Source organism: Streptomyces sp. NPDC090741 (assembly GCF_044769045.1).
Classification (GTDB): Bacteria; Actinomycetota; Actinomycetes; order Streptomycetales; family Streptomycetaceae; genus Streptomyces.
Genome location: NZ_JBIVXF010000020.1, coordinates 21,442 through 45,498 on the forward strand (window position 1 = coordinate 21,442; position 24,057 = coordinate 45,498).

At 73.9% G+C, this 24,057-nt stretch carries 24 protein-coding genes; 11 read left to right on the forward strand and 13 right to left on the reverse strand.

Annotation, left to right across the window (positions count from 1 at the left end):
• Positions 1-66: 66 nt before the first annotated feature.
• From ACIQU4_RS36765 to ACIQU4_RS36775, 3 genes are read right to left on the reverse strand one after another with little or no spacing between them, the layout of a single operon-like run.
• Entirely contained in the window at positions 67-984 is a 918-nt protein-coding gene (locus ACIQU4_RS36765) for a hypothetical protein (RefSeq protein ID WP_403740484.1), read from the reverse strand.
• Positions 981-1,148 (reverse strand): hypothetical protein, encoded by a 168-nt coding sequence (locus ACIQU4_RS36770; protein ID WP_403740487.1) that lies wholly within the window; start codon positions 1,146-1,148, stop codon positions 981-983. The genes ACIQU4_RS36765 and ACIQU4_RS36770 overlap by 4 nt, the downstream gene beginning before the upstream one ends.
• Positions 1,145-2,668: a hypothetical protein gene (locus ACIQU4_RS36775; RefSeq protein ID WP_403740490.1), complete on the reverse strand. Its 1,524-nt coding sequence runs from the start codon at positions 2,666-2,668 to the stop codon at positions 1,145-1,147. Before ACIQU4_RS36775 ends, ACIQU4_RS36770 begins: the two co-directional genes overlap by 4 nt.
• Before the next feature lie 122 nt (positions 2,669-2,790).
• Here ACIQU4_RS36775 and ACIQU4_RS36780 point away from each other — a divergent pair, with 122 nt between their 5' ends.
• From ACIQU4_RS36780 to ACIQU4_RS36790, 3 genes are read left to right on the forward strand one after another with little or no spacing between them, the layout of a single operon-like run.
• Positions 2,791-3,561 carry a LamB/YcsF family protein gene (locus ACIQU4_RS36780; protein ID WP_403740832.1) on the forward strand — a complete coding sequence of 257 codons (771 nt, stop codon included), beginning with the start codon at positions 2,791-2,793 and terminating at the stop codon, positions 3,559-3,561.
• Positions 3,558-4,175 carry an allophanate hydrolase subunit 1 gene (locus ACIQU4_RS36785; protein ID WP_403740492.1) on the forward strand — a complete coding sequence of 206 codons (618 nt, stop codon included), beginning with the start codon at positions 3,558-3,560 and terminating at the stop codon, positions 4,173-4,175. The genes ACIQU4_RS36780 and ACIQU4_RS36785 overlap by 4 nt, the downstream gene beginning before the upstream one ends.
• A complete protein-coding gene (locus ACIQU4_RS36790) occupies positions 4,172-5,044 on the forward strand; it encodes a biotin-dependent carboxyltransferase family protein (RefSeq protein ID WP_403740494.1) in 873 nt (290 codons plus the stop codon). Before ACIQU4_RS36785 ends, ACIQU4_RS36790 begins: the two co-directional genes overlap by 4 nt.
• Positions 5,045-5,241: 197 nt before the next feature.
• On the opposite strand, the gene ACIQU4_RS36795 is transcribed toward ACIQU4_RS36790, so the two are convergent.
• Positions 5,242-6,639, reverse strand: a complete 1,398-nt coding sequence (locus ACIQU4_RS36795; RefSeq protein ID WP_403740497.1) for a HEAT repeat domain-containing protein — start codon at positions 6,637-6,639, stop codon at positions 5,242-5,244.
• A gap of 344 nt (positions 6,640-6,983) precedes the next feature.
• A complete protein-coding gene (locus ACIQU4_RS36800) occupies positions 6,984-7,406 on the reverse strand; it encodes an ankyrin repeat domain-containing protein (RefSeq protein WP_403740500.1) in 423 nt (140 codons plus the stop codon).
• 292 nt (positions 7,407-7,698) lie between these two features.
• On the opposite strand from ACIQU4_RS36800, the gene ACIQU4_RS36805 reads away from it, so the two are divergent.
• Together ACIQU4_RS36805 and ACIQU4_RS36810 are read left to right on the forward strand one after the other, a co-directional pair.
• A complete protein-coding gene (locus tag ACIQU4_RS36805; protein WP_030162614.1) occupies positions 7,699-7,893 on the forward strand; it encodes a hypothetical protein in 195 nt (64 codons plus the stop codon).
• A 103-nt stretch (positions 7,894-7,996) separates the two neighbouring features.
• Positions 7,997-9,664, forward strand: a complete 1,668-nt coding sequence (locus ACIQU4_RS36810) for a hypothetical protein (RefSeq protein ID WP_403740834.1) — start codon at positions 7,997-7,999, stop codon at positions 9,662-9,664.
• A 72-nt stretch (positions 9,665-9,736) separates the two neighbouring features.
• On the opposite strand, the gene ACIQU4_RS36815 is transcribed toward ACIQU4_RS36810, so the two are convergent.
• Entirely contained in the window at positions 9,737-11,239 is a 1,503-nt protein-coding gene (locus ACIQU4_RS36815; RefSeq protein WP_403740503.1) for a PLP-dependent aminotransferase family protein, read from the reverse strand.
• A gap of 193 nt (positions 11,240-11,432) precedes the next feature.
• On the opposite strand from ACIQU4_RS36815, the gene ACIQU4_RS36820 reads away from it, so the two are divergent.
• The 3 genes from ACIQU4_RS36820 (at position 11,433) to ACIQU4_RS36830 (ending at position 14,327) form a co-directional block, all read left to right on the forward strand.
• A complete protein-coding gene (locus tag ACIQU4_RS36820) occupies positions 11,433-12,203 on the forward strand; it encodes a glycerophosphodiester phosphodiesterase family protein (protein ID WP_403740506.1) in 771 nt (256 codons plus the stop codon).
• Between the two features lie 67 nt (positions 12,204-12,270).
• A complete protein-coding gene (locus ACIQU4_RS36825; protein WP_403740508.1) occupies positions 12,271-13,653 on the forward strand; it encodes an MFS transporter in 1,383 nt (460 codons plus the stop codon).
• A 299-nt stretch (positions 13,654-13,952) separates the two neighbouring features.
• Positions 13,953-14,327, forward strand: a complete 375-nt coding sequence (locus tag ACIQU4_RS36830) for an RNA polymerase-binding protein RbpA (RefSeq protein ID WP_007262928.1) — start codon at positions 13,953-13,955, stop codon at positions 14,325-14,327.
• Between the two features lie 85 nt (positions 14,328-14,412).
• Here the strand turns inward: ACIQU4_RS36830 and fxsA are convergent, their stop codons facing one another.
• From fxsA to ACIQU4_RS36850, 4 genes are all read right to left on the reverse strand, one after another.
• The gene (gene fxsA, locus ACIQU4_RS36835) at positions 14,413-15,015 is read right to left on the reverse strand and encodes an FxsA family membrane protein (RefSeq protein WP_403740511.1); all 603 of its coding nucleotides are present in this window, start codon (positions 15,013-15,015) and stop codon (positions 14,413-14,415) included.
• A 60-nt stretch (positions 15,016-15,075) separates the two neighbouring features.
• Positions 15,076-15,885 (reverse strand): polyprenol monophosphomannose synthase, encoded by an 810-nt coding sequence (locus tag ACIQU4_RS36840; RefSeq protein WP_403740514.1) that lies wholly within the window; start codon positions 15,883-15,885, stop codon positions 15,076-15,078.
• A gap of 326 nt (positions 15,886-16,211) precedes the next feature.
• The gene (locus tag ACIQU4_RS36845) at positions 16,212-17,846 is read right to left on the reverse strand and encodes an amidohydrolase (protein WP_403740516.1); all 1,635 of its coding nucleotides are present in this window, start codon (positions 17,844-17,846) and stop codon (positions 16,212-16,214) included.
• Positions 17,847-17,912: 66 nt separating this feature from the next.
• On the reverse strand, positions 17,913-18,353 hold the full coding sequence (locus tag ACIQU4_RS36850) for an Lrp/AsnC family transcriptional regulator (RefSeq protein ID WP_030011705.1): 441 nt from the start codon (positions 18,351-18,353) through the stop codon (positions 17,913-17,915).
• A gap of 217 nt (positions 18,354-18,570) precedes the next feature.
• Between ACIQU4_RS36850 and ACIQU4_RS36855 the strand changes: the two genes are divergently transcribed.
• Positions 18,571-19,014, forward strand: a complete 444-nt coding sequence (locus ACIQU4_RS36855) for a hypothetical protein (protein WP_403740519.1) — start codon at positions 18,571-18,573, stop codon at positions 19,012-19,014.
• A gap of 74 nt (positions 19,015-19,088) precedes the next feature.
• Here ACIQU4_RS36855 and ACIQU4_RS36860 read toward each other — a convergent pair whose 3' ends face one another.
• The gene (locus tag ACIQU4_RS36860) at positions 19,089-20,186 is read right to left on the reverse strand and encodes a phosphotransferase family protein (RefSeq protein WP_403740522.1); all 1,098 of its coding nucleotides are present in this window, start codon (positions 20,184-20,186) and stop codon (positions 19,089-19,091) included.
• Between the two features lie 13 nt (positions 20,187-20,199).
• A complete protein-coding gene (locus ACIQU4_RS36865) occupies positions 20,200-21,333 on the reverse strand; it encodes a hypothetical protein (protein ID WP_403740524.1) in 1,134 nt (377 codons plus the stop codon).
• 243 nt (positions 21,334-21,576) lie between these two features.
• Between ACIQU4_RS36865 and ACIQU4_RS36870 the strand changes: the two genes are divergently transcribed.
• Together ACIQU4_RS36870 and ACIQU4_RS36875 are read left to right on the forward strand one after the other, a co-directional pair.
• Positions 21,577-21,816 (forward strand): hypothetical protein, encoded by a 240-nt coding sequence (locus ACIQU4_RS36870; protein WP_403740527.1) that lies wholly within the window; start codon positions 21,577-21,579, stop codon positions 21,814-21,816.
• A gap of 120 nt (positions 21,817-21,936) precedes the next feature.
• Positions 21,937-22,752: a phytanoyl-CoA dioxygenase family protein gene (locus tag ACIQU4_RS36875; protein ID WP_403740529.1), complete on the forward strand. Its 816-nt coding sequence runs from the start codon at positions 21,937-21,939 to the stop codon at positions 22,750-22,752.
• Positions 22,753-22,834: 82 nt separating this feature from the next.
• On the opposite strand, the gene ACIQU4_RS36880 is transcribed toward ACIQU4_RS36875, so the two are convergent.
• On the reverse strand, positions 22,835-24,007 hold the full coding sequence (locus ACIQU4_RS36880) for an acyl-CoA dehydrogenase family protein (RefSeq protein WP_403740531.1): 1,173 nt from the start codon (positions 24,005-24,007) through the stop codon (positions 22,835-22,837).
• Positions 24,008-24,057 lie beyond the last annotated feature (50 nt).

A 24,057-nucleotide genomic window follows, 5' to 3' on the forward strand; every position in this document is an offset into this window, starting at 1 on the left:
GGCGGCGGACTCTCGTGAATTCTCGGTACGGAGGGCAGGTCGGGCGGCGGTGCTCGGCGGCGGGACTCAGGCGTGGAAGGGCAGGCCGGCGTCGGCGGCGAGCTCCAGGTCGTCGCCCTCGGGCGGCGGCAGGAGGCTGGCGGAGCCGTCGCTGACGGGGACCACGCCGAGTTCCAGGAGCTCGGCCATGGCCGCGCTGCCCGCCATGTCGCGGACCTGGAGCTGGTAGCGGGGGGTGGTGCGGTACGTACCGCCGGCGTCGTCCCCGGTGCGCTGCAGGAACCCGGAGTCGGTGAGGAACGCGGCGGCCTTGCCGACGATGCCGGTGGTGGAGCCGGCCAGGCGGCGGGCGTCCTTGGTGGCGCCGGTCGCACTGCGGCGGGCGTAGACGCGCCAGGCGGCTTCGAGGCCGGGGGCGTCGGTGGCCGGGTCGGTGTTCTCGCCGAGCTCCTCGGCGCGCTCCTCCAGGCGGCGGCAGGTCTGCCGGACGAAGGCGTCGACCCCGTTGACGGTGACGCGGCCGATGTAGCCGTCGTCGGCGAGGTCCTCGGGGCGGGGGAAGGCCAGGGCCGCGACGGCGAGGTGGGCGAGGCCGTGCAGGAACCGGTCGGCGGAGTCGGCGGTGGCACGGCGGGCGTAGTCGCCCATCCGGACGGCGAAGACGGAGTCCTCGCCGGCGGCGACGGCCATGCCGGCGCGCGGGGACACCTCCAGGACGACGAGGCCGAGGCCGGTGGCGACGGCGTCGGCGAGGCGGCCGAAGGCCGGGTCCTCGCGGTAGCGGCGCAGCAGTTCGGCGTACTCGGCGTCGCGGGCCGGGAGCAGCTTGGGCTGGAGCCCGAAGGCGACGAGCCGGGCCGCGTCCGCGGCGTCGGCCGGGGTGACGGCCGCCGGCGCGGCGGGCCCTCCGAGGGCGGGCGCGACGGGGGCCGACGGCGCGTCGGCCTCGCTCCACGCGGGGTTCTCGGCGTGGTGGTCGCTCACGGGTACTGCCTCTCGTGGTGTGCGGTGGTTACGGCGGCGGGCCGGTTCTCTTCCCAGCCCGCCGCCTTCCCGCTGTGCTGGATCATGCTGTGCGTGGCGGGGGCGGGCCCCCGCGCCCCGGCGCCGGTCCGCGGGCGCGGGCGGACCCGTCGGGCGGGGGTCATGCCGCCTCCGTGCGGTCCGCGGCCATCGCGGCCGCGTCCAGGAGGGCCGTGCCGACGATCAGGTCCGCGCCGCCGAACTCCGGGTCGTCGAGCTGCGTGCCGTCGTCCACGGCGAAGACCAGTCGCTCCTCGCCCTGGCGGTACGCCGTGCCGACGGCCGGGCTCGCCGCGTGGACGGCCAGCAGGGCCACCAGGTACGGCAGGTCCGGGTCGCTGCGCCGGGCCTGCGCCAGCAGCCCCGACAGCCGGCGCGGGGCGTCGTGCGGCAGGTCCAGGAGCTCCATCGCGGCGGCGAGCTGCTCCTCGCTGAACCGGCTGTCGTCCGGCGTCGCGATGAGGTCCGGCTCCGGCATCTCCACGCCGAGGTGTTCGCGCTCCACCGGCGGCGTCAGCAGTATCTCGACCAGGTCGGCGACGCGCACCGAGACCGGGGTCCGCAGCCCGACCGCCGACGCGAAGAAGGCGTCGGTGACCCGGGAGGCCTGCGCCAGCGGCAGCGGCAGCACGGGCGCCACGAGCTGCCCGTACAGGTCGATCCCGGAGCGCGGCGCCGGGGCCGCGAAGGCCTGCCGGTCCTGCTCGGCGCGGAACAGCGGGCCCGCGTCCAGGAGCCTCGACTGGAGCTGGGTGTGGCGGCGGATGCAGTCCTTGACGATGTCGACGAGCTCGGCGGCGCGCCGCTTGTTCTCGGCCGTCTTTGAATCAAACACAGCCTCGGCCTCGTCGCGCGCCCGGCGGATGTTCGTCAGGATCGCGTTCTCGTGCCGGTAGCGGTCGGCGACGTGGTCGAGTGCCTCCTCGATCATGTCCGGCACCGACTGCAGCCAGTCCACCGCCCGCACGTTGCGCCGGGTCGCGTCCAGCGTGCGGCGCAGGGTCTCCGCGTACTGCACCGTGCGGTACCGGGCCTGCTCGGCGGCGAGCTGGGCGTCGGCCAGCCGGCCCCGGCTGATCAGGACCTCCAGCTTCACCTCGGCGGCGATCTGCGCGCTCGTGACGTCCGTGTCGAGGGCGCCGACCAGCACGTTGACGGCCTCGTCCGTCGTACGGAGGTAGACCGCCCCGCCGTAGCCGGGGACCTCTTCGATCAGCTTGAAGTCGTAGTCCCGGCGGACGTACACCCCGTCCGGGCCGAACGTGCCGTAGATCGCGCGGAAGCCCCGGTCGACGCTGCCGACGTTGATCAGGTTCTCCAGCACCCAGCGGGCGACCCGCTCGTGCTCGGCAGCCGGGCGGTGCGGTGCCTGCGCGGCGACGCGCGGCAGCAGCCGAGCCACTATCTGCTCGTGGTCCGCGCCGGTGTCGAAGTCCATGTTGAGCGTGACCAGGTCGATCGCGGAGAGCGCGACCTCGGCCATCGCGTAGATCCCGTATTCGCCGGCGAGATTGGCCTTGCGTACGTCGAGGTCGTGCAGCGGGGCGGTGCAGGCGAGCGCGCGCAGCCGCCGGGCCAGGCCCTCGTCGGCAGCCGGGCCCGGCGCCGGGGACGGAAGGGTCTTCGCCGGGGCAGGGAGAGTCACGGACAAAGACTAGGCGCTGACACGGACAACATCCCAAACGGCATGGTTCGGCCGGATCGGTCCCACGTGCCGAGGAGCGCGCCGCCGTGCGGGCGCTGTTCTACGCTCACCGCATGGCTTCCATGATCACACCTCTGATCGACCTCAACGCCGATCTCGGCGAGGGCTTCGGGCGCTGGACGCTGACCGACGACGAGGCCCTGCTGTCCGTGGTCACCAGCGCCAACGTGGCGTGCGGCTTCCACGCCGGGGACCCGTCCATCATGCGCCGCGTCTGCGAGCTGGCCGCGGAGCGGGGCGTACGGATCGGCGCGCAGGTCTCGTACCGGGACCTGGCGGGCTTCGGGCGGCGCTCGATGGACGTGCCGGCGGGCGAGCTGGCCGACGAGGTGGCGTACCAGATCGGGGCGCTGGAGGTCTTCGCGCGGGCGGCCGGCTCCAAGGTGTCGTACGTGAAACCTCACGGTGCGCTCTACAACCGCACGGTCCACGACGCCGACCAGGCGGGCGCGGTCGTCGCCGGGGTCCGGACCGCGGCCGGGGCGGGTGACCTGCCCGTACTGGGCCTGCCGGGTTCGCTGCTGCTGGCCGCCGCCGAGACGGCGGGGCTCACGGCCGTACCGGAGGCCTTCGCCGACCGGGCCTACACGCCGGCCGGGACGCTGGTGCCGCGCGGCGAGCCGGGGGCGGTGCTGCACGACCCGGACGCCGTGGTCGCCCGGTCGGTCGCGATGGCGACCGAGGGCGCGGTGACGGCCTCCGACGGCTCCCGGGTGGCGCTGGAGGCGCGCTCGCTGTGCCTGCACGGGGACACCCCGGGGGCGGCCGGGCTCGCGCTGCGGGTCCGCGAGGCGCTGGCCGCCGCGGGCGTACGGGTCGAGGCCTTCGCGTGAGGCCCCTGGTGGTGGGCGGCGAGGCGCTGCTGATCGAGCTGGACTCGGCGGCGGAGGTGGCGGCGCTCCACGCGGAGCTGCTCCGGCGGCGGGACGCGGGCGAGCTGGGCGGCGTACGGGACCTCGTACCGGCCGCGCGGACCGTGCTGCTGGACGGTGTCCGCGAGCCGGGCGCGCTGGCGGAGCGGATCGCGCGCTGGAAGGTGCCGCCGCTCGCGGAGACCGAGGGGCCGCTGGTCACCGTCCCGGTGCGGTACGACGGGCCGGACCTGGCGGAGGTGGCCCGGCTGTGGGGGGTCGCGGACGGGGAGGTGGCCGGGGTCGTCGGCGAAACCGTCTTCCGGGTGGCCTTCTGCGGATTCGCGCCCGGCTTCGGCTACCTGACCGGGCTGCCTGAGCGCTTCCACCTGCCCCGGCGGGACACGCCCCGTACGGCCGTCCCGGCGGGCTCGCTGGCCCTCGCCGGCGAATACGCGGGGGTGTACCCGCGCTCCTCCCCCGGCGGCTGGCAGCTGATCGGGACGACGGACGCGGTGCTGTGGGATCCGCAGCGCGAGCCCGCTGCGCTGTTCGCGCCGGGGGTACGGGTGCGGTTCGAGGAGGTGGCGGGGTGAGGGGGGCTGCGCTGGAGGTGCTCCGGGCGGGGGCGCTGACCACGGTCCAGGACCTGGGACGGCCCGGCCACGCGCACCTGGGGGTGCCGAGGTCGGGCGCGCTGGACGCGGGGGCGCACGGTCTGGCCAACCGGCTGCTGGGCAACCCGCCGGACGCGGCCGCCCTGGAGACCACCCTGGACGGGGTCGGCCTGCGGGCGCTGGCCCCCGTGACGGTGGCGGTCACGGGGGCGCCGTGTGCCGTACGGGTGTCAGGTCGCGCGGTGGCCTGGGGAGCACCGGTATGGCTCCGGGCCGGGGCGGAGCTGGAGGTGGGCCGGGCGGAGTCGGGGGTCCGCAGCTACGTCGCGGTGCGGGGAGGGTTCGCCGTACCGCCGGTCCTGGGCAGTCGCTCGACGGACCTGCTGTCGGGGCTGGGGCCGCCCGTCCTGTCGGCCGGGACGCTGCTGCCGGTGGGACCGGCCGGTCCGGATCCGGTCCGCGGGGCGGATGCGCCGGCGGCGCCGGGGATGCCGGCCGAACTGGTGCTGCCGTTGCGGCCGGGACCGCGGGCGGACTGGTTCGAGCCGGCTTCGGTCGCGGCCCTGTGGCGTGCGCGGTTCCGTGTCTCGCCGGCGTCCAACCGCATCGGCCTGCGCACCGAGGCCGGGGCCCGGCTGATCCGGGGCCGCGGCGGTGAACTCCCGAGCGAGGGCATGGTCCTGGGCGCGGTCCAGGTGCCCCCGGACGGCCTGCCGGTGGTCTTCCTGGCCGACCACCCTGTGACGGGCGGCTACCCGGTGGTGGGCGTGGTCCCCGCGGGCCCGGCCCTGGACGCGGCGGCCCAGGCCCGGCCGGGGGTGCCGGTGCGGTTCGTGAGGGCCCGGTGAATCGGTCGAGGGGCTCCGGCCAAGGACCGGGCGGGACCGTCCCCGAGGGTCACACCCCCGTCATCGCACGCCCCCGCGGGGCCCGTGCTGCGCGGCGACGGCGGCCCGGCCCCCTGACGAGGGGGCCGGGCCGAGGCGTCACGGCCCCCTCGTCAGGGGGCCGGGCCGGGGTCTGTCCAAGTGGGGGCGGGCCGGGGCTACACGGCCGACTCCGGAGTGATCCGGCTGCGCACCGCCGACTGGACGTCCTCTTCCTCGGCGGGGTCGGCCGCCAGGCGGCGCAGGCGGGGCGCGACCCGGGCGTCCGCCGTCTCCGCGTGGCGGGCCGCCACCTCGCGGGTGGTCTCCTCGCAGTCCCAGAGGCATTCCACGGCGAAGCCGGCCGCGAAGGACGGGTCCGTGCTGGCCAGGGCGCGCGCCGCGCGCCCGCGCAGGTGGGACGAGGCCGTCTCGCGGTAGATGTGGCGCAGCACCGGTGCCGCGCAGCCGATGGACAGCCGGCCTGCCCCGTCGACCAGGGCGAACAGTCGCTCGGCGTCCGGTCCGGAGCCGCGGACCGTCGAGCGCAGGGCGCCCAGTACGAGTCCGGTGTCCTCCACTCCGCCCCGGGCCGCCAGCAGCGCGGCCGCGGCCGCGCCCAGTGCGTCGGGGCGGTGGATCCACTGCCGGGCCCGGTCGACGGCGGCGGGGCCGCACATGCGCTCGTAGGCGGCCACGGCGGGCTCGTCCCCGGCGGCTTCGATGAGGTCCAGTACGGCCGGGTTCTCCGGCTCGGCCAGGACCAGGTGGTGCAGGGCGGTGGCCCGGGCGGCCTCGCCGCCCGCGCCGGCGGCGGCCGCGAGGATCGCGGAGCGGTCCTCGGGCGCCGCGACGGCGGCGAGGCAGCGGGCGGCGGGTACGTGCAGCGGGGTGCCGCGGCGCAAGCCGTCGGCGGCCCAGTCGAAGACGGCCTGGACGCCCCAGCCGGGCCGGGGCCCGTTCGGGGTGAGCTGGCGCTGCCAGCGGTCGAAGGAGCCCTGCTGCCGGGCCGCGCGCAGGCGGTCGCCGTACTCGGGTGACTCTTCCCACAGACACCAGGGCCGGGGCTCGTAGGCGTCGCGGACGGCGGCGGCCAGCCGCGCCTCGCCCTCGGCGTCGGCCGGGAATCTGGCGAGCACGGGCGCGGCGAGGCCGCGCAGCCCCTCGTCGTCGTCGCGCAGGGCGAGCTCGTCGAGGGCCCAGGCCCAGTTGGCGCCCGAGGCGGCGTAGCGGCGCAGCAGCATGAGCGCGTCGTCGCGGCCGTACGAGGCCAGGTGGCCCAGGACGGACAGGGCGAGGCCCGTCCGGTGGTCCGCGTCGTCGACGAGGTCGTCGGCGCTGAAGAGGTGGCTCTCGATCGCGCCGAGGGGGCCGTCGAGATCCAGGTACAGGCGCGCGTAGTACAGCGAGCGGTTCTCGACCTGCCAGTCCTGGCGCGGGTCGCTGACCACGCACTGGTTGAGGGCCGCGAGGGCCTCCGCCCGGGGCGCCGCGAGGGCGTGCAGCGTACCGTCGCCGCGGCCCCGCTGGAGGAGCCCGAGCAGCGTGCCGCTTGGCGCTATGACTGGTTCGAACATGGGAATGGCCTCAAATCAAGCTGGGGACGCAACCGGGAATCGGGATTCACAGGGCCGCGTAACAGCATGTGAGGACGTCCGCCGTCATGTTCCGCTCGATGTAGACCATTGCCTTCTCACTCTCGTCGGTGCTCCGCGACCACGTCGGCCGGGTTTGCGCAGGGGATGGGCCCGGACACCCTTCGTGTCCTGCCCGCTCCTGCCCGTCCGCCGCGTTCGCGAATCGAATCCGTCGCCATGATGACCCAGCCGGTTTGTGCGCCGCGACCACATTTACGGCCGCCGTGACCATTCCGTGAGGTGGCGGACCGGTCAGACCCTGCCAGGTCACGGGCAAAAACGGACTACTCGGCTCCGAAGAGTTCCAGCAGGTCGGCCTTGGCGAACATGCGGGCGGTGTCCACGGCGGAGGGAGTTCCGGCCGTCGGGTCGGCGCCTCCGGCGAGCAGCGCGCGGATGACGGTCTCCTCACCCTTGAAGACGGCGCCGGCGAGCGGGGTCTGGCCGCGGTCGTTGGCGCGGTCGGCCTCGGCGCCGCGGGCGAGCAGGGCCGTGACGGCGGCGGCGTGGCCGTGGTAGGCGGCCAGCATGACGAGGGTGTCGCCGCGGTCATTGGTGAGGTTGGCCGGGACTCCGGCGTCCAGGTACGCGGTGAGCGTCTCGGTCTCGCCCTGCCGGGCGAGGTCGAAGATCTTGGTGGCCAGCTCGATGACGTCCTCGTCGGGAGCGCCCTGGGAGCCGCCCTGGGTGGGCTCGTGCTCGCTCATCTGTCGTACCGCCTTCCACTCGCTGTTGACGTGAGATTCCCCGCGCCGGACGGGCAGGGGGCCGTACGGCACTGCGACCGTACGGGTGAATCGCCAGAGTAGCGCCCGGACCTGCACATACGGGGCCCCGGCCGAGGCAAGGATCCCCCTCGCGGCGGACGCGCCAGCCGGACTGCGCCGGGCAAGTGAAAAAAGACGGGATTCACCCGTATGCACCTTTTATCGCATTGATACTTCCTGTGAGCCTGGAACAGCTGATGGTGACCGTCCCCTCCCACCAGGAGAACCTCTCATGATCCTGTCCATCTCAGGCGTCGTCCTGCTCGGCATCATCGCCTTCCTCTTCTTCAAGAAGGACGGGATGAAGCTGTCGCACGCGTTCGTCTGCGCGCTGTTCGGCTTCTTCCTCGCCGGTTCCGCCATCGCCCCGAGCATCACGGCGAGCACGGCGAGCCTCGCGAGCCTCCTCGGCGGGATCAAGCTCTAGGGGGTGTCCGGCGGATCAGGGCCGGGCCAGGCCATGATCCGCCGGACACCCCATGGCCCCCCACCGCACCGTCCCGCACCGCACCCGACTCCAGGAGACGACCGTGGCCCGGCGCCCACTCCCCCGCATCCTCAGCAACGGCACCACGTCGCTGGCACGGGGCCGCGACCTTGCTCGCACGGCCGCCGACTGCGTCACGGACGTCCTCCATCCGCTCCTCGTCATCGGGCGCGGCCTGCGCGCCCTGGCCGCGGCCGGGCGGCGCAAGTGGGCCCAGACCCCCAAGGACAAGCGTGGTCCCGCGCTGTTCCTGGGCGCCGCCTGCGTCCTCGTGGTCGCGCTCGTCCCGTACGGCCCGCCGCTCGGCCTGATCACCCTGATGGCGGCCGCGGCCTGGCAGGGGCGCGGCCGGACCCCGGTGAAGACCGGTCCCAGCGAGGCCGAGACCGAACGGCTCGGCTCCCTCTACGAGGCGCTCGTGCCGTACTTCTCCATTCCCGAGGACCCGAACCCGCTCTTCGCCCACGGCGGGGAGTGGGACAAGGCCTTCAGCGGCTACGCCTTCGACGGGGCGGGCCGCGTCACCCGGCTCCGGATCCGCTACCCCGCCTACTTCACCGACGGCGAGGCCGCCTCGCGGGCCCGGATCGAGACCCTGCTGCACGCCAAGTCCGGGCGCGGCCGGGAGTACCTCTTCGACTGGGACGAGGAGGGCAATCAGGTCGACCTGACCGTGCTCGCGCCGCTGCCGACGGGCATCGCCGCGCAGCCGTTCGTCACCTCGCCCGGCGAGACCGTCCTCGGCTTCACCGACGCCACCGCCGTGCAGCGCACCCTTCCGGTCCTGGAGGACGACGAGCCGCGCGACGTGCCGCCGGTGATCTGGCGCACCGGCCCCCGCTCCACCGAGCCGCACCTGCTGGCCGTCGGCCGGCCGGGCAGCGGCACCTCCTCCCTGCTGCGCTCGATCGCCCTCCAGGCCCTCCACCACGGGGGCGACGTGCTGATCGTGGAGGGCGGCGGCAGCGGGGAATTCTCCTGCCTGTCCGGCCGTACGGGCGTCCTGGCCGTGGAATGCGGTCCGGCCGGGGCGCTGGCCACGCTGGAATGGGCCGCGCGCGAGACCGAGCGGCGGCTCATCGCCACGCACCGGGCCCGCGAGGCCGGCCGGCCTGCGCCCGAGGACACCCGGCGGCCGCTGTGGATCCTGCTGGACCGGCCCAGCGTGCTCGCGCACCTCGCGACCGCCGAGGGGAGCCCCGACCCGCTCTCCCGGCTCCAGGTACCGCTGCGGCACGGGCGCGCCGCACACGTCACGGTCGTGGTGGCCGAGCAGTTCGACCACCTGGAGCTGCTGAACGACGCCGTCTGGCAGCACACCCGGGCCCGGATCGTGCTCGGCCCGGCCGCGACCCAGCAGATCACCGACGTACTGGGGCTGCCGCCGCACACCACGCCGACGGCGCAGGTGCCGCCGGGGCGCGGGTACGCGCGGCTCGGCTCGGGTCCCGTGCACCGGTTGCAGGTGCCCGCCACGCCGGACCCGTACGACGACGCCACGCACCCGGGACACCGCCAGGCGGTGCTGGAGCTGCTGCCGGGGCGCCAGCTGCCGGGCCCGGGCGGGCCGGGTCGGGTGACACTGGCGAAGCCGCTGCACATCGTCCAGCCGCCGGCCCGGGCGCAGGGCCCGTCGATCGACGCGGCGGAGGCCGGGGAGGTCCCGGCCGAGGCCCCGCCGGCCCGCGGCCCCTGGCCGGTGGGCCCCTGACCCTCTTGGGCGACCGACCCTCGTTCCGACCGACCCTCCTACCCGACCGCCCCTCCTACCCGACCGCCCCTCTTACGCGACGAACGTGCGCGGGGGTTCCGCGCTGCTGCCCGCCGCGCCCGTGCCGACCAGGCGGGCGGCCGCCGCGAGGCGGACCGCGGCCTCCTCGGCCACCGGCCCGCCGACGGTGAACGGCAGCCGGACGTAGCCCTCGAAGGCCCCGTCGACGCCGAACCGCGGCCCCGAGGGGACCCGTACGCCGACCCGCTCCCCCACCTCGGCCAGCCGGGAGCCGGACAGCCCGCCCGCGCGGGCCCACAGGGTCAGCCCGCCCCGCGGCACCTCGAACTCCCAGTCCGGCAGCTCCCGGCGCACCGCGGCGACCAGCGCGTCCCGGTTGTCCCGGGCCTGGTCGCGGCGGATCTGCACGGCCTGCGCCCAGCCGCCGGTCCGCATCAGCCAGTTCACCGCGAGCTGCTCCAGCACGGGCGTTCCGAGGTCGGCGTACGCGCGGGCCGCGACGAGGCTGCGGATCACATCGGGCGCCGCGCGGACCCAGCCGATCCGCATGCCGGCCCAGAAGGCCTTGCTGGCCGAGCCGACGGTGATCACGGAGGAGCCGGCCGGGTCGAAGGAGCAGACCGGACGCGGCATCTCCAGCGCCGGGTCGAGCTGGAGCTCGGCCATGGTCTCGTCGACGACGAGTACGGTGCCGGCCGAGCGGGCCGCCTCCACCATGGCGCGCCGCTGCTCGTCCGAGGCCAGCGCCCCGGTCGGATTGTGGAAGTCGGCGACGACGTACGCGAGGCGCGGCGCGGCGTCGCGCAGCACCTGCCGCCACACCGTCATGTCCCAGCCGGCCAGCCCGTCGGCCATCGCGACGGGTACGAGCCGCACCCCGGCAGCGCGCATGAGCTGGAGGATGTTGGCGTAGGAGGGGGATTCGACGGCGATCCGCTCCCCGCGCCCGGCGAAGAGGCTGCAGATGGCGTCGATGGCTCCCATCGCCCCCGTGGTGACCATGATCTGCTCGGGCATGGTGGGGATGCCGCGCTCGGTGTAGCGGTCGGCGAGCATCCGCCGCAGCGCGGGCAGCCCGGCGGGGTAGTCCCCGTGGGTGTGCGCGTACGGCGGGAGCTCCTCCAGCGCGCCCTGTACGGCCTTGGTGAGCCAGGGCTCGGGGGCCGGGAGCGCGGCGCAGCCGAGGTCGATCATCGAGCCGAGGGATTCGGGCGGCAGCGGCTCCAGGCCGCGGGCGGGCAGCGGGTTCCCGGCCGGTACGGAGGTCCAGCTGCCGGCGCCGCGGCGGGACTCCAGGAAGCCCTCCCCGCGCAGGGCCTCGTAGGCGGCGGCGACGGTGGTGCGGGAGAGGGAGAGGGAGACGGCCAGCTCGCGCTCGGCGGGCAGCCGGGCGGCGACCGGGACGCGGCCTTCGAGGACGAGCAGCCGGATGCCGTCGGCCAGGGTCCGGTACGCGGGGAGCTTGCGCGCGCCGGGGACACCGGGGCGCGCCTGCTGGGAGGTGATGAGACGGGCGAGCTGTGCGGCACCCACCGCCGAAGTCCACTCTGCCATGCTGTCCGGTCCACCTTCGTTGAATTGGCCCCACCCGGGCCCCGGGCGCGGCCGGTATTGGATTGCTTCCGCCCCCACAGCCTGTCATGCCTGGGTCCACCGGGACCAGGGCGCCGCGGCGTTCACCCTGTGGCCACCGTGCGGCCATCCGGCCGCTCACTCCCGACGGGGCACACGGTGCATACTGCGACGGGTGACGCACGTACGCCTTCGCCATCCGTATCTGGACCACCCGGCTCCGATCCCCTTCGCGCACCGGGGAGGTGCCGCGGACGGGCTGGAGAACACCGCCGCCGCCTTCCGGCGGGCCGCCGACGCGGGATACCGGTACTTCGAGACCGATGTGCACGCCACCGCCGACGGGAAGCTCGTCGCCTTCCACGACTCCACCCTCGACCGGGTCACCGACGGGCAGGGCCGGATCGCGGAGCTGACCTGGAGCAAGGTCCGCCAGGCGCGGGTGGCGGGCACCGAGCCGCTGCCGCTGTTCGAGGAGCTCCTCGAAGAGTTCCCCGAGGCCCGCTGGAACGTCGACATCAAGTCCGAGTCGGCCCTGCACCCGCTGGTCAACCTGATCGCACGGGCGGGCGTCTGGGACCGGGTGTGCGTGGGCTCGTTCTCGGAGAGCCGGGTGGCCCGCGCCCAGAAGATCGCCGGCCCTCGGCTGGCGACCTCGTACGGGGTGCGCGGGGTGATCGGCCTGCGGCTGCGCTCGTACGCGATCCCGGCGGCGCTGCGGGTCGGGGCGGTGGCGGCACAGGTTCCGGAGGTCCAGGCGGGCATCCGCGTGGTCGACCGACGGTTCGTACGCACCGCGCACGAGCGGGGACTCCAGGTGCACGTGTGGACCGTGAACGAACCGGAACGCATGGAGGCGCTGCTCGACCTGGGAGTCGATGGCATCATGACCGACCAGATCGACATCTTGCGCACGGTGCTGGACCGGCGCGGGGCCTGGGCCTGAGCGCCCGTACGGCCACCGTGCCCGGTGGGGCGGCCGCAGCGGTACGGGGACCAGCGAGGGGGCACTCATGAGTGCGCAGGCCACAGAGGAAGCGGAACCGGGCGCGGAGGACGGCAGAGCCGCCGTCGCCACTGCGGCGGCCCGCAAGCGCGAGCAGCACGGCTGGTACTTCTACGACTTCGCCTGCTCGGTCTACTCGTCGACCGTGCTGACGGTGTTCATAGGCCCGTACCTCACGACGATGGCCGAGGCCGCCCAGGACGCGCAGGGATACGTCCACCCCCTGGGGATCCCGGTCCGGTCGGGCTCGTTCTTCGCGTACGCCGTCTCGATGTCGGTGATCGTCGCAGTGCTGGCCATGCCGCTGGTGGGCGCGGCCGCGGACCGTACGGGCCGCAAGAAGCCGCTGCTCGCGGCAGCGGCGTACACCGGCGCGGCGGCGACCACCGCGATGTTCCTGCTGGGCGGCGACCGCTACCTGCTGGGCGGTGTCCTGCTGATCGTGGCGAACGCCGCGATGTCGGTGTCGATGGTGCTCTACAACTCCTACCTGCCGCAGATCGCGGAGCCGGCGGAGCGGGACACCGTCTCCTCGCGCGGCTGGGCGTTCGGCTACACGGCGGGTGCGTTCGTCCTCATCCTGAACCTGGTCCTGTTCCAGTCGCACGAGTCCTTCGGGATCTCCAAGGACGCGGCGGTACGCATCTGCCTGGCCTCGGCGGGCCTGTGGTGGGGCGCGTTCGCGATCATCCCGCTGCGCCGGCTGCGAGACCGGGCGGTGGTCCGGCCCGCCGGCCACGCGGCCGCCGGGTCGGGGTGGAAGCAGCTCGTCGCCACGCTGAAGGACATGCGGCGGCACCCGCTGACGCTGTCGTTCCTGCTGGCGTACCTGGTCTACAACGACGGGATCCAGACCGTGATCTCGCAGGCGTCCGTCTACGGCAAGCAGGAGCTGAGGCTGGAGGACTCGACGCTGATCACGGCCGTGCTGCTGGTGCAGATCCTCGCGGTGGCCGGCGCGATGGCGATGGGCCGGCTGGCCGTGTCGTACGGCGCGAAGAGGACCATCCTCGGGTCACTGGTGGCCTGGACCGTGACCCTGGCCGCCGGTTACTTCCTGCCGGCGGGTGCGCCGGTGTGGTTCTTCGCACTGGCGTCGATGATCGGACTGGTGCTGGGCGGCAGCCAGGCACTGTCGCGCTCGCTCTTCTCGCACCTGGTGCCGGCGGGCAAGGAGGCCGAATACTTCTCGGCGTACGAGATGAGCGACCGCGGGGTGAGCTGGATCGGGCCGCTGGTGTTCGGCCTGACGTACCAGGTCACCGGCAGCTACCGGGACGCGATCATCTCGTTGGTGGTCTTCTTCGCACTGGGTTTCGTGCTGCTGGCGCGAGTGCCGGTGCGGCGCGCGGTGGAGGCGGCGGGGAATCCTGTTCCCGAGCGGATCTGAGTGGACACGACCCGGATCTTCATACGAATTCCGAACGGATTTCGACGTTGAAGCGAAGGGCCGGTAGTGTACGCCTTTGCCCTGCCAGCCGGACCGTTACTGCGCGCTAAAGAACTGAAGACGTTGGGTGACATCTGCTGCCAGATGTGACAAAACGGGCACTGGTGGGTACAACAAGGGGCGGCACGACGGGCGACGCATCACCCGGAGCGGGAATCTATACCGCCGACCGGACGTTGACCGGATGACGACGACAGCGACACCTGTCCTGTGGGCGACAAGCCCGGGAGGCACGATTCATGAGTGAGCGAGCTCTCCGCGGTACGCGGCTCGTGGTTACCAGCTACGAGACGGACCGCGGCATCGATCTGGCCCCGCGCCAGGCGGTGGAGTACGCATGCCAGAACGGACATCGATTTGAGATGCCGTTCTCGGTTGAGGCAGAGATTCCGCCGGAGTGGGAGTGCAAGGCGTGCGGCGCCATGGCACTCCTGGTTGACGGGGACGGGCCCGAAGAGAAGAAGGGCAAGCCTGCGCGAACGCACTGGGACATGCTCATGGAGCGGCGCACCCGCGAGGAACTGGAGGAAGTGCTGGCCGAGAGGCTGGCGGTCCTGCGTTCCGGCGCCATGAACATTGCCGTGCATCCGCGGGACAGCCGCAAGTCCGCCTGACAGCCGGACGTGTAGCAGAACGAAGCCGAGGGCCCCCGCCACGAACTGTGGCGGGGGCCCTCGGCTTCGTTGCGTCCCCGCTCGCTCAGGGCGCCAGCGGCGGCCGGTACCCGGCGTCGGGCCCCGGCCGCTGCGGCTGCTGCTGCCCGTCCTCGCGGATGACCTCGCCCTGGACGACCTTGCCGTCGGGGTAGTGGATGCGGGCCTGCTGGAAGGCGTCACCGAAGCTGCCCGCCGGGGCCGCGGCCATCTGGCGCTCCAGGGAGCCGGCCACGCGACGGCCGATCCAGGCCCGGACGGGCGGGACCAGGAGCAGCAGGCCGGCCACGTCGGACAGCAGGCCCGGCAGGATCAGGAGCAGGCCGGCCAGCATCGTGAGGCCGTTGCCGCTGCCCCTGCCCGGCTGCTGTTTCGTCGCCTGGGGCGGGGGCTGCTGCCCCTGCTGGGCCTGCTGGAAGGTGTTAGCCAGGTTCTTGAAGGCCCGCCGCCCGGCCCGCTTGATGACCACGACACCGAGAACGATCCCGCCCGCGAGCAGCGCGGCGACGGTCAGCCCGCCGGCCGCGCCGGCGACCAGGCTCAGCAGCCAGATCTCCAGGATCAGCCAGGCGGCGACCGCAAGCGGAAGGAAGGTGCGGGCACGCGAGCGCCGCCGGGGGGCCGTCGAGAGGGGAACGCCGGTCGTCATGCCACCCAGTGTGCCTGGGCCGGCGTAAAAGCGGCCTCAGCCGGAGGTACCGGACATCCCCTAAGGGGCGTCCGGGCCCTTGGTCGGGCCCTTGGTCAGGCCTTTGGGCTTGTCCTGGCCGGTCAGCTTCGCCGCGTGGCCCTTGAGCCCCCACTGGGTGACCCGCCACAGGGCCTCCACCACGATGTCCTTGCTCATCTTGCTGTCGCCGAACTCACGCTCGACGAAGGTGATGGGCACTTCGACGACACGGAATCCCTGGTGGACGGCGCGGCGGGCCAGGTCGACCTGGAAGCAGTAGCCCGCGGAGGCCACCTCCTCCAGGCCCAGCCCCTCCAGGGTCTCGCGGCGGAACGCGCGGTAGCCGCCCGTCACGTCGCGGATCGGGACGTCCAGCATCAGCCGGGAGTACACCGAGCCGCCGCGCGAGAGGATCTCGCGGCTCTTGGGCCAGTTGACCACCCGGCCGCCCGGCACCCAGCGCGAACCCAGGACCAGGTCGGCCCCGGCCAGCGCGGTGAGCAGCCTGGGCAGCTCCTCCGGCTGGTGGGAGCCGTCGGCGTCCATCTCGACGAGCACGCCGTAGTCGCGCTCCAGGCCCCAGGCGAAGCCCGCCAGGTAGGCGGCGCCGAGGCCTTCCTTGCCCTTGCGGTGCAGGACGTGCACGTGGTCGTCGGCGGCCGCCAGCTCGTCGGCGAGCTTGCCGGTGCCGTCGGGGCTGTTGTCGTCCGCGACCAGGATGTGCGCCTCGGGCACCGCTGCGCGCACACGGCCGACGATCGGCCCGATGTTCTCCGCCTCGTTGAAGGTCGGAATGATCACCAAGGCCGTGCCGAGCGGTCCGTGCCCTCGCTGTCCGCCGTCGCTCACTGAGTCCGCCTTCGTGTTCTTGTCCGTCCTGTCACAGAGGATGACTTTAGAACAGTGGTCGGGGCCCGCGGTCCTTCGGGCCGGTCCGGCTCCCGCTGGCTGCGGGTCGCCGTGACCGTTGTCTACTGGACCGCGGGCCCCGACCGGGGCCACCTTCCCCCGAGCTCTTGGGGAGCAGGGGGGACCCCCTTCCCGGCGAAACCTTCCCTCGCCCCCGAGGCGCGGGCGCGCTGAGCAGACGGATCCGCCCGGTACGGACGTCCGGTGGTGGACCCGGCCGAACCTATCCGGGTCCGAGCGCCCGTACCGAACCGAGGCCGACCGGATCACCCCTGTGGCCGTACGAATACCTCCCGCCCGCCGACGACGGTGGCGAGGCACACCGGCAGAGCGCCGCCGGGGGTGAGGTCGGGCAGCCCGGGGGTCCCCGAACGGGGGTCCGTGGACCAGCGCGCGACCCGGTCGTCGGGGGCTTGGACCACCAGTTCGGCGGTCTCCCACAGCGCGTAGTCGGCGGGGGCGCCGGGCACGAGCACACCGGCTCCGTCGCGGCCGAGGGCCCGCCAGCCGCCCCGGGTGTGGGCGGTGAAGGCGGCCCGTACGGAGATCCGGTGCTCGGGGGTCCGGTGGAAGGCGGCCGCCCGGACGGTGCCCCAGGGGTCGAACGGGGTCACGGGCGCGTCGGAGCCGAAGGCGAGCGGCACACCGGCCTTGAGCAGGGCGGCGAAGGGGTTGAGCGTACGGGCGCGCTCCGCGCCCAGCCGGTCGGCGTACATGCCGTCCTCACCGCCCCAGGCCGCGTCGAAGGCGGGCTGTACGGAGGCGGTGAGGCCGAGGTCCGCGAAGGCGGCGATGGTCTCGGGGGTCATCATCTCGGCGTGCTCGACGCGGTGCCGCGCGGCGCGGACACGGGCGAGGCCGACCTTCTCTGCGGCGGCGCGCATACCCTCGACGACCGCGGTGAGGGCGGCGTCGCCGATGGCGTGGAAGCCGGCCTGGAGCCCCGCCTCGGTGCACGCGGCGACGTGCTCGGCGACTTCGGCGGCGTCGAGGTAGCCGGTGCCGGTGTGGCCCGCGTCGGCGTACGGGGCGTGCAGGCAGGCGGTGTGGGAGCCGAGGGCGCCGTCCACGAAGAGGTCGCCCGCGGCGCCGATGGCGCCGAGCGCCTTGGCCTGTTCGAGGTCCCGGTCCGCCCAGTAGCCGAAGACGCGGGGTCCGGGCCGTTCGCGGGCGAGGTTGAGGAGGTCCGCGAAGTCCTCGGCGGAGGAGATGTCGGGGCCGCCGCACTCGTGGACGGAGCCGATGCCGAGGGAGGCGGCCCGGTCGAGGGCGGCCCGCTGGGCCTCGGCGCGCTGGGCGGGGGTGACGGCGGCGAGCGCGGCCCGGCGGACGGCGTGGTGGTCGTCGCGGGTCAGCGGCTCGTCACCGCGGCCGGAGACGGCCGGTACGAGATCCAGCAGGGCGGTGGTGACGACGGCGGAGTGCACGTCGATGCGGCTGAGGTAGAGCGGGCGTCCGCCGGCGGCCTCGTCGAGCTCCGCGCGGTGGGGCGCGCGGCGCTCGGGCCACCGGGAGGCGTCCCAGCCGTGGCCGAGGAGCACCCGGTCGGCGGGGCGGCGCTCGGCGTACGCGCGGACGAGGCGCAGGGCGTCGGCGAGGGAGGCGGCGCCGGTGAGGTCCAGTCCGGTGAGGGCGAGGCCGGCGGAGGTGGTGTGGACGTGCGCGTCGGTGAAGGCGGGTGTGACGAGCGCCCCGCCGAGGTCGACGACCTCGTCGACGCCTTGCGCGAAGGCGTCGGCGGCGCCTTCGGAGCCCACCCAGGCGATGTGTCCCCGCTCGACGACCATCGCGGTGGCGAAGGGGTCGGCGGGGCTGTGTACCTCGCCCCCGCGGAGGAGGACGGTCCGTTCGGATGCGGGGGCTCCGGCGGCGTCGGCGGAACTGGCGGTGCGGTCGGTCATGACCTTAGTTTCGCGGGTCCGCGGCCCCGCCTCGACCGCGCCCCCGGGGGCGCGGCGGAAAAGGCGTCACACCCGGGGCGGGCGGGCCTCGTACGGGGTGGAGAGGACCACCGTGGTGCGGGTCGAGACATGGGCCAGGGCGCGCAGGCGGCCCAGGAGGTCCTCCAGCTCCAGCGGGGTCGCGACCCGGACCTTGAGGATGTAGTTCTCGTCGCCGGCGACGCTGTGGCAGGCCTCGATCTCCGGTACTCCGGCCAGCCGGTCGGCGATGTCGTCCGGGGCGCTCGGGTCGAAGGGCTTCACCGAGATGAAGGCCGTCAGGGGCAGGCCCACGGCTTCGGGGTCGACGACGGCCGCGTATCCGCGGATCACTCCGCGCTGTTCCAGACGGCGTACTCGCTGGTGGACCGCCGACGTGGACAGTCCCGTGGCCTTGCCCAGATCCGTGTAGCTCATCCGCCCGTCCCGCACGAGCAGATCAACGATCTGGCGGTCCAGCTCCTCCATTGCGCTCATAGCCGCTCAACCTAAGGCCCAAGGGCGCTCCAGGCACAGTGCTGTCCGGCCACAAGTGGCACCTGCGGCGGGCATGTGACCAAGGCCACAAGGGTATGCAGGCGTACGCCGGGATGTTGTGGTTACTCGTGCCGCGCGGCGGGAAGTGCTTGCTGTGGCCGAGGCCGTAGATCCTGCCCGCCCGGCCCACCCAAGGGGGAGTACATCCATGCTGAACACCAAGCGCGCCGGTCGCACCGAACCGGAGCCCCTGGAATTCGTCGACGCCGAGGACGGTGAGTACCTCGAAGACGCCGACGGGTTCGACGGCTTCGAGATCCACCACGCGATCTGCCCGGACTGCGGCCAGTCGATCGCCCTCGTCGCGGACGAGGAGTACCTGCCGGAGCATGCGCTCTGCCCGAGCCCGTGGAACCCGTTCGGGCTCACGGTGTGCGCGGGCACGGGGCGCCCGGCCTCCGACGCGCTGCCGACGGTGGGCATGGGCCAGGGCGAGCCCCAGGAGCTGGAGGTCGTGCTGCTGGACCTGCCGCAGGGTCTGGACTGGCGGACGCAGCCGTTCTCGCACGTCGGCGGTCCCGGTTCGCGTCCCGTGCGGGTGCCGGCGCCGACGCCGCTGCCGCAGATGCGGCAGCACGCGCAGGCCGCCTGACGGCCTTCCGGGCCGCGTGCGCCGGATCGAGCCGTTCGAGCCGTTCGAGCCGTTCGAGCCGGACCCGGCCGGAGCTACCAGTACGTGCCCTGCACCATGGCCCGGAGGCTGGCGTGGTGCAGGATCAGGCCGTCCGGATCCGCGGGGATCTCGACCTCGCCGAAGTGCGCCTGCCGGTAGGCGATGCGCAGCATGACGATCCCGTGCCGCAGGGCCGCGTACAGGGTGTGGAACTCCATGTCCCGCGGATTGTGCCCGGTGAGTTCGGCGTACCGGCGCTCGATGTCCTCGCGGCGCAGGAAGTCCGGCAGGCCCCTCTGGCCGAAGCCGACGGTCAGGTCCTGGAAGAAGCGGTGGAGGTACACGGTCCAGCCGAGGTCGACCTCGCGCGGGGCGTACGCGGCCATCTCCCAGTCCAGGACGGCCACGGGCTCGAACCCGTCGGCCCGGTAGACGACGTTGCCGATGCGGGCGTCGCCCCAGTTGAGGACCGCGGGGCCCTCGTCCGCGGGCCACAGCTCCTCCAGGCGTTCGAAGGCCCGCTCCAGCAGCGGGGACGGCGCGAGTGCGTCGACCACCCAGGCGTAGTAGGCGCGTTGGGCGTCGACGTGTCGGCGCAGCGGGCTGCCGGCGCCCTCGGGGAGGAGGAACTCGGCCTCCTTGGCGGGGAACTGGTCGTGCAGCCTGGCCAGCAGCGAGATGCTCGCCTCCTGGAGTGCGGCGCGTTCGCGGTCGTCGGCGGCGTGCAGCCAGTTTCCCTCGTACGTGTAGGGCATGACGTCGGGCGGGACCCGGCCCTCGGCGCGGGCCATGACGAAGAAGGGCGCGCCGAGCGGCGCCGGGTCCTGTTCCAGCCACAGCACGCGCGGGACGGGCAGGTCGGTGTGGGCGGCGACCAGGCTCATCACGCGGTGCTGGCGGGGCATGTCGTACGTGGGGAACACCGTGTAGGCGGCCGGGTCGGCGGCGAGCCGCAGGGCACAGGCGCGGACCGGGGTGCCGGGGTGCTCTATGTCGAAGAGCAGGGTCTCGCTGGACATGCCGTTGGACGCGGGTACCGCGACGTTGGTGACCTCCGCGCCGGGGAGCCTGCCGTCCAGCCAGGCTGCGAGGCGCCGGCCGAGTTCCCCGGGCTCGCGGGTGGAGGTGCGCGGACGTGGTGCGGTGGCCATGTGAGCCCCTTCCCTACTGGGCGACGGAGGAGTAGTCGGCGAAGCCGCTCGGGTCGTGGCGGCCGAAGCTGCCGTGCTCGAAGATGCCGAAGCCGGTGCGCCCGTCGAGGGTGAAGCGGGCGGAGTGGTCGGTGACGCCGAAGGCGGCCATGGGGTGGGCGGTGGGGTCGGAGAGGTCGTAGACGCGGCGGTCGGTCCAGCCGCGGCCCTGCCAGGTGCCGTGCTGCCAGTCGGCGGCGGGCGGGTAGCCGGCGCCCACGGCGAGCGGGGAGGAGTTCAGGATCTCGACGCCGAGTTCGAGGGGTTTGCGGGCCGGGTCGGCGAGGTGGACGACGGCGCTCTCGGGGTGGCGGGTGCCGGGGCGGTAGCGGATCTCGGTCTGGGGCCAGCCGAGTTGCACGTCGTGGCGGCCGCTGTCCTCGGGGAAGACCTGGACGGCCTCGTTGAGGGTGCGGTGGCCGTCGGCGTCCTCCTGGGCGATGACCATGAGGAAGCGGTCCTCGAAGCGGACGGGGATCCAGAGCCAGTGGAAGCCCTCGGGCCGGTGCTCCTCGGCGGCGCGTCCGCCGTCCTCGCCGGGGATGGGGCGCACGCCCCAGCTGCGGTCGCGGGTGCCGGTCCACTCGCCGGGCGTGAGGGCGTACTCCTCGCCCTTGGCCCGGATGGTGCCGGTTACCTGGCCGGCCTGGACGAAGCGGCGGCCTTCGAGCATGAGGCGGTCGCCGCGCCGCTGGACGTGGTGGGGCTCCCAGACGGCGGGGAACTCGGCGGTCCAGGTGATGTCGTACGAGAGCCCGTCGGGGTCGGCGGGGTCGGCCTCGCACCGGAGGGTGATCCGCTTCAGGGGTTCGTCGACGGTGATCCGCAGCGGGCCGACGGAGAGGTTCATGCGGTCGTCGGAGAGGGCGTCGGAGGCGCGTACGGCGAGGAGTTCGCCGCCGGTGCGGAGGGTGGCGTAGGCGTCGATGACCCCGGCGTTGGGGTAGACGCCGAGGCCGAGGATGAGGACGGCGCGGCCGGCGTGGTCGAAGACGTGGAAGATGCAGCGGTCGTAGGCGTTCCGGTCGCCGGTGACGAGGTGCTTCATCGACAACGGGGCCTGGTGGACGGGGTATTCGTCGAGCGGTACGGGTCGGTCCGCGGGCATGGCAAGCCTCCTGGGGCAGCGGGCTCAGGCGGATATGACGGTACGTCAGATACGGGGTTCGGGGCCAGAGTTCTGTCACTCCCTGACAGCCCGGCACGTCTGGCCACTCGGAAGGGGGCCGGGGCACCTCGGAACGCGGGGCGGGGGGTGGGGGCGGGACGGGGACGGGGACGGGAACATCTCGAACGGATACCCGGAGGGCGGGGGCGGTTACCCGCGCGCCGGGTGGCGCGTTGGCCGGGCATGACCACGCTCGAAGCCCCTGAGGCAAGAACGGGACGGCGGCGGCGTCCGGCGCCGCCCGGCTACGAAGAATCGGTTCCGCGCCATGAAGAATCGGTTCAGCAACGGCAGCCGGACCCGCCGATCTACGATGCGCTGCTGGCCCGCTGGGCCGCCGACGGACGCACCCTGCCGGGCCGCCGCGATCCGGAGTGGTCCCGGGTCGCCACTTCCCCGATCTGGCCGTCCGGCCCGGCCTGATCCGAAGGGCACGGCCTGCGGCGGCGGCCGGCGGGGAGCGGCCGGGGGTGACCCGGCGCACTCCCTGTGCGCTCCCCGTGCTGCCTCGCCCGGGCGGGGGCCGGGCTGCACCCTGGGCCCATGACGGACCCGAAGCGGCTCCTGGCCGAATACCGGCGCGACGGCTTTGTCGTCGTACCCCCGATGACCCCGCACGAGATCTGGGGGCCCCTGACCGAGGAACTGCCCGCCGTACTCGCCGAGGAGGGACCGCAGCGGTTCTTCGAGGAGGACGGCACGACCGTGCGCGCCGTCTACGGGCTCCACCGCAGGGGCGGTCCCTGGCAGGCACTGGCCGAGGCGTCGCCGCTGACCGCGCTGGCCCGGCTGCTCCTCGGCGAGGACATGTACGTGTACCAGTGGAAGGTCAATCCGAAGGCGGCCCGGCGCGGCGACCGCTGGCAGTGGCACCGGGACTTCGACTTCTGGCAGGCCGCCGACGGGATGCGGCGCCCGGTTGCGCTGACCGCCGCCGTGTTCCTCGACGAGGTCACCGGGGAGAACGGGCCGCTGCGCCTGATACCGGGCACGCACACCGACCGGCCGGGGGCGGCCGCGCCGGCCGGGAACACCGGGCCCGCGCAAGGCGGAGAGGTCGACTGGGCCTGGATCACGTCGAGCCGGAACGCCTACGCGCTCGCGGACCCCTCGACCGAGGAGCTCGCCCGCACCCGGGGTGTGCACGAGGCCACCGGCCCGGCCGGCACGGTGGTCCTCTTCCACGGCAACCTGGTGCACAGCTCGGGCCCGAACCGCTCCACGCGCGCCCGTACCCTCGCCCTGATCAGCTACAACGCGGTGTCCAACGCCCCGCCGGCCGACCACCCCGCCGCACGCCAGGACCTCTTCGTCAACCACGACGCGAAGCCACTGCCCGTCGGGGACGACCTGGACTAGTCCGACCACCGGCCCGACCACCGGCCCGACCGGTGGCCCGGCCGGGCCGGGGCCGGGCGTGCCCCGAGGGGCAGGTCGGCCATCAGCGGGACTCGGGGCCCGCCAGGTGGCGGGCGATGACCATGCGCTGGATCTGGTTGGTGCCCTCGACGATCTGGAGGACCTTCGCCTCGCGCATCAGGCGCTCCACCGGGAAGTCCGCGGTGTAGCCGTAGCCGCCGAGGACCTGGACCGCATCCGTCGTGACGGCCATGGCGGCGTCCGTGCAGAACAGCTTCGCCATCGCCGCCTGGCGGGAGAACGGCTTGCCCGCGTCGCGCAGCCGCGCCGCCGCCAGGTACAGCGCCCGGCCGGCCTCGATCTTGGTCGCCATGTCGGCGAGCATGAAGCGCAGGCCCTGGAAGTCCGCGATGGGGTGCCCGAACTGCTTGCGGTCCAGGGCGTACGTGAGGGCCTCGTCCAGGGCGGCCTGCGCGACGCCGATGGCGCAGGCGGCGATGCCCAGGCGGCCCGCGTCCAGGGCCGCCAGCGCGATGGTGAAGCCCTGGCCCTCCTCGCCGATGCGGCGGGTGTCGGGAACGCGGACCCCGTCGAAGTGCAGCTGGGCGGTGGGCGAGCCCTTCATGCCCATCTTCTTCTCGGGGACGGCGGCCGTCAGGCCCTCCGCGTCGCCGGGCACCAGGAAGGCGGTGATGCCCTTGGGGCCCTCGCCGCCTGTGCGGGCGAGGACGGTGTAGAAGTCGGCGACCCCGCCGTGTGTGATCCAGGCCTTGGTGCCGGTGATGACCCAGCCGTCGCCGTCGCGTACGGCCTTGGTGGTCAGCGAGGCGGCGTCGGATCCGGACGCGGGCTCGGAGAGGCAGTACGCGCCGAGCAGGCCGCCGCCGAGCATGGCGGGCAGATGGGCCTTCTGCTGCTCCTCGGTGCCGTATCCGGCCAGGCCGTGGCAGGACAGGGAGTGCACGCTGACGCCGAGCCCGACCGTCAGGCGGGCCGCGGCGAGCTCCTCCAGGACCTGGAGGTAGACCTCGTACGGCTGCTCGCCGCCGCCGTACTCACCGGCGTACGGGAGACCGAGCAGGCCGGCCTCGGACAGGAGGGTGAAGATCGCGCGCGGGAACTTCCCGGCGTCCTCCTCGTCGGCGGCCACGGGGCGGATCTCCCGCTGGGCGATCTCTCGCACGAGCGCGAGCAGATCCCGGGACTCCTCGGTGGGCAGCTGACGGTCCACCGGCTGCGGGGCGCGGTCTGTCATGGCGGCGCTCTCCTCCCTCGTCGGGCACGGCGGCGGCACGTGAGGTGTGG